The 5112-nt window shown below is 70.0% G+C and carries 4 protein-coding genes; 3 read left to right on the forward strand and 1 reads right to left on the reverse strand.

Going from position 1 to position 5112, the window contains the following annotated elements:
* Positions 1-71 precede the first annotated feature (71 nt).
* Entirely contained in the window at positions 72-1163 is a 1092-nt protein-coding gene (locus tag G6026_RS04070) for an iron-siderophore ABC transporter substrate-binding protein (protein WP_182612329.1), read from the reverse strand.
* A gap of 209 nt (positions 1164-1372) precedes the next feature.
* Here G6026_RS04070 and G6026_RS04075 point away from each other — a divergent pair, with 209 nt between their 5' ends.
* From G6026_RS04075 to G6026_RS16940, 3 genes are all read left to right on the forward strand, one after another.
* Entirely contained in the window at positions 1373-2863 is a 1491-nt protein-coding gene (locus tag G6026_RS04075) for a pyridoxal-dependent decarboxylase (protein ID WP_182612330.1), read from the forward strand.
* Entirely contained in the window at positions 2860-4332 is a 1473-nt protein-coding gene (locus G6026_RS04080; RefSeq protein WP_182612331.1) for a SidA/IucD/PvdA family monooxygenase, read from the forward strand. The genes G6026_RS04075 and G6026_RS04080 overlap by 4 nt, the downstream gene beginning before the upstream one ends.
* Positions 4329-5112 (forward strand): GNAT family N-acetyltransferase (locus tag G6026_RS16940; protein ID WP_206682004.1); only part of this gene is annotated, 784 nt, incomplete at its 3' end. The genes G6026_RS04080 and G6026_RS16940, both read left to right, overlap by 4 nt.

Consider the following 5112-nt stretch of genomic DNA (forward strand, 5'->3'; position numbering starts at 1 on the left):
GGGCTCGCGGGGGCGTCGGACGGCCCCGCGGTGGCGGGGCCGTCACGGCGCGTCGCGGTCACCTGCATCTGTCAGTTCTGCTCCGCGGCGGTGATGATCTCCGGCACCACGTTGTCGAGCGCCCAGGGCAGGCTGAGCGGCGACGCGGCCGAGATGGACAACACCTGCTGCTCGTCCGTCTGGACCACCATCCGACCCGCCTCGACCGCGGGGATGCGGCCCAGCAACGGGTCCGCCTCGATGGCGGCGCGGACGTCGGGCGAGGCGGCGTAGGTGACGAGGATGTCCGAGACCAGTTCGTCTGCCCGTTCAGGCGACCATGTCACGGCGAACTGGTCGGGGGCCCCGGTCGAGGCCTCGGAGATCACGGGAGCCTGGACCATGCCCAGCTGCTCGAGGAAACGCGGCCGGTTGTCCACGTCGGTGAAGGCATAGATCTTCTCCGCCGCGCCGGGGTCGACCGTCCCGTAGATGAAGGTGGTCCCCCGGAGACCCGAATGGTCGTCAGCGACCTGGGCGATCCGGCCCTCGACCTCGTCGATCAACTCCTCGGCGCGTTCCGAGCGGCCGAGCGCCTCGCCGATGAGGCGCGTGGACTCCTGCCACGGGGTGCCGAAGGCCACGTCGCCCTCCGGCATCGCGATGGTGGGGGCGATCTTGGACAGGGTCTCGTACTCCTCGGCGGTCATCCCGGAGTAGACACCCAGGATGATGTCGGGCTGGAGGGCGGCGATGGCCTCGGTGTTGATGCCGTCCGTCTCCGAGTACAACTCCGGCATCTCGCCCCCCACCGACTCAAGTTCGGCGTCGAACCAGTCGGTGGATCCACCGGCGTTGCCGCCGAACGAGTTCCGCGGCATGCCCACCGGAACCACCCCCAGCGCCAGCGAGACATCCGCGTTGACCCAGGAGATCGTGGCCACCCGCTGGGGCGGTTCGGTGATCTCCGTCTGCCCGTATGCGTGGGTGATGGTGCGGGGGAACTCCCCGTCACGCTCGACATCGGTCGCCGTGGCCGAGTCCTGCGATCCACCCACTGAACCCGTCGAGCACCCGGCCAACACCGCCAGCGTCGCGAGGAGCGCGGCCAGGAGCAGCACGGCCCGTGCGCGATCGGGGGCGTCGACCGCCCGGACACGGGATCGGACGGTGAGTGCACTCATGGGGTCTCCGATGGATAAAAGCCGCTTAGGCTTGGCTTACCTTATCGGGGCAACAGTAGAGTGACGATGCGCCGAAACGCAAGACCGCACTCCCACATTCCCACTTCGCCTGCTACACAACGTGATTCATATCACTCCGGTGTTGATAAGGCTAGCCTACCCTCATAACGTTCGCCGGTACCTACGTCCCCGATCAGTTCGGAGCACCCGTGAACGAACACCTGTTGAGCCACCGGAGCCGGAAGGACCACGCCGCCGCCCTGGCCGCGGCGACCGCCGAGGTCGGTCGATACCTCGACGGTCGTACCACCCCGCGCTCGTCCGCATCTCCCGCGCATCTCGCGTCACAGACCGCGGCGGTGGATCTGTCGACCCCGCTGGGGACGCTCGACAAGGCGATGGTGGAGGTGCGTGCGCTCTACCTCGACCACGCCGTGGGGTACCACCACCCCCGCTACCTCTCGCACCTCAACTGTCCGGTCACGATCCCCGCGCTGGCCGCCGAGACGCTCGCCACCTCCGTCAACACCGCCGTGGAGACGTGGGACCAGGGCACCTCGGCATGCCTGATCGAACAGAGACTCGTCGACTGGGTCGCCGAGCTGATCGAGTTCGACCGGCCGGACCGGGTCACGCCGGACGGCGTCTTCACCACCGGCGGATCGCAGTCCAACCTCCAGGGGTTGTTCACCGCACGCGAGGATCGACTCTCCCGCCCCGGCCCCGGGGGGACCACGCCCGCGGACCGTTGTGTGCGTCTGTCCCGTCTGCGGATCGTCACCGGCGAGCACGCACATCTCAGCGTGGTCAAGGCCGCACGTCTGCTCGGTCTGGCACCGGACGCGGTGATCGTCCTCCCCGGGCACGGCGACCGCATGGACCCGGCTACCCTCGACCGCGCCCTGGCGTCCGTGGCGGACGCCGGTGACGAGGTCGCGGCCGTCGTCGCCCTGGCCGGTACCACCGACCACGGCGCGATCGACCCGTTGCGGGAGGTCGGACTGGTCTGTCGCCGTCGCGCCGTCTGGTTGCACGTGGACGCCGCCTACGGCGGCGGATTGCTGGTCTCCCCCACCCGCCGCGATCTGCTCGACGGGATCGGGCTGGCCGACTCGGTGACCGTCGACTTCCACAAGACCTTCTTCCTGCCGGTGGCCGCATCAGCTCTTCTCCTGAGGGACGGCTCGGGCTTCCGCCACTCCACCGTCAGCGCCGACTACCTCAACCCCGCGGACGGTGACGATCACGCCGTGGACAAGTCCCTGCAGACCACCCGCCGCTTCGACGCCTTGAAGCTCTGGATGACGCTGCGCGTTCTCGGCGCCGACGGGATCGGCCGCATGCTCGACGACGCGATCGACGTGGCCCGGCGGATCGGTCGGACCATCGACTCCGAGCCCGACCTCGAGCTGGTTCGCAGGCCGGCACTGTCGACCGTCCTGTTCCGCCCCCGGCCCGAGGGGTGTGACCCCGACGAGTCCGACGCCCTGGTCCGCCCCGTCAGGGACGCGCTGTTCGCCGAGGGACGGTCGGTGGTCGCGGCGACGGTGGTGGACGGCCGACCGTGCCTCAAACTCACGATCCTGGACCCGGAGCTGTCCGACCAGGACGTGGCGGCCGTACTCGCCGACGTCCGCGAGGCCGCCCGGTACCTGGCCGACGGGATGCGCCAGGCCACCACCGCGGGGGTGCTGTCATGAGCGGGGGGATCCACGACCTGCTGGGCGTGGGCATCGGTCCGTTCAACCTCGGGCTGGCGTGCCTGGCCGAACCGCTGGAGATCGACGCCGTCTTCCTCGACTCCCGCGAGGGCTTCGCGTGGCACCACGGACTCATGTTCGACGACGCGACCATCCAGGTGCCGTTCCTGGCCGATCTGGTCACGCTGGCCGACCCCACCTCGCCGTACTCGTTCCTGTCCTATCTCAAACAGGTGGGCCGGTTGTATCCGTTCTACATCCGCGAGAACTTCCAGCCCCTGCGCGCGGAGTACGACGCGTACTGTCGCTGGGCCTCCGAACGGGTGGGTGGACTTCGGTGGGGACGGCAGGTGGTCGACGTCCGGCGCGAGAAGTCACAGGGCGCCGGGGGCGGACCGGACGGAGGGACCGACGACGAGGACGGACCCGTCTACCGGGTCACCGCGATCACCTCCGACGGCACGGAGACCTACCGCGCCCGGCACCTCGCACTGGGGATCGGCACCAGCCCGTGGTCGCCTGTCGACACGGACTCGCTCGACGGCGCCTCCGCTCACTCGGGCCGACGTGTCGCGCTGCACGCCGCCGACTACCTGCACCGGCGCGAGGAGCTGTTCGAGCTCGACTCGGTGACCGTCGTGGGCAGCGGCCAGTCGGCCGCCGAGATCTACCAGGACCTGCTGGCCACGCCGGGGGACTCCGGGCCCCGCGTGGACTGGATCACCCGCTCCCCGCGGTTCTTCCCCATGGAATACACCAAGCTCACACTGGAGATGACGTCCCCGGAGTACATCGACCACTTCCACGGACTCGACGCCGGGACGCGTGACCGCATGCTGCGCGACCAGCGCTCGCTCTACAAGGGCATCGACGCCGAATTGATCAACCAGATCCACGACCTGCTCTACCGCCGGTCCGCCCACGGGCTGGACACCGGCTTGTTGGTGGCGGCGACCGCCCTGGAGGGCGCCACCCCCGTCGGCTCGCACATCCGACTGGACCTGCGCTGCACAGACACCGCGCGGACCTGGACGCACCAGACCCAGGGGCTGGTGATGGCCACGGGGTACTCACCCACCACCCCGCGGTTCCTCGACGGGATCGCCTCGGAGATCGACTGGGAGGACCCCGGTCCCGAACAGAGCCGCGAGGGTCGGCCCCGCCGATACCGGGTGGCACGGGACCACACCATCGACCTCGCTCACCGGCGGATCCACGTGCAGAACGCGGAGGAGCACACCCACGGCCTGAGCGCGCCGGACCTCGGGATGGGGGCGATGCGCAACAGCATCATCCTGCGGTCCGTGACCGGTCGCGAGGTATACCCCGTCGAGTCACGTATCGCGTTCCAGCGGTTCGGCCCCCCGGCCGACGAGATCCCAGGGGCCCGCGATGCCGACCGGGCGCGGACCGACGCGCCCGCCGGACGACGCACCCCCGCCGACCAGCAGGCCCAGGAGACCCGATGACCCACACCGTCAGTACGCCCGCCGGACTCGTCTCGCTCGCGAGCCTGCCCACGGACCCCGACACCACCGGGACACTCCACGCGTGGCTCTCCCATCCCGGATCGGCCTACTGGGGCATGCGACACATGACACCCGGACAGATCTCGGAGTTCTTCCACGACTGGCAGTCGAGCCGGCACCGACAGGTCCGAATGGTGCGTATCGACGGGCTGCGGGCGGGGCTGGCAGTGTTCTACGACCCGGCCGCGGTCGAGCTCGACGGAAAGTACCCCCATCAACCCGGGGACCTGGGCATGCACCTGCTGGTCGCACCGTCGCGGACCCCCGTTCCGGGCACCACCGCCGCCGTGATCGGCGCCATCTGCGAGACCGCCTTCGGGCCGCTGGGTGCCCGGCGCATCGTGGTGGAACCGGACATCGACAACACCGCCGTCCACCGGCTCAACGCCCGCGCGGGATTCCGGGAGGACGGGCCGCTCCGCCTGCCGGACAAGACCGCTCTGCTCTCCTTCTGCGAGCTCGACGACTTCCGCGACTCGGAGATCGGCCGGACCACGCGGCCCGTACCGTCGTCCACTCGATCACCCGGCGCCGCACCTCACGCGCATCTCTCCGGCCACGCGATGCGCCGGGCGCACCGTCACCTGTGCGCCAAGGCGCTGGCCGAGTTCTCCCACGAGCGGCTACTCACCCCGCAGGCCACGGCGGTGCCCGGGGTGTACGAGGTGCGCGCGGGGTCCGAGACCTGGACTTTCCGCGCGCGGGTCCTGCCACTCGAGC

Source organism: Dietzia sp. DQ11-38-2, assembly GCF_014145055.1.
In the GTDB taxonomy this organism is placed as follows: Bacteria; Actinomycetota; Actinomycetes; order Mycobacteriales; family Mycobacteriaceae; genus Dietzia.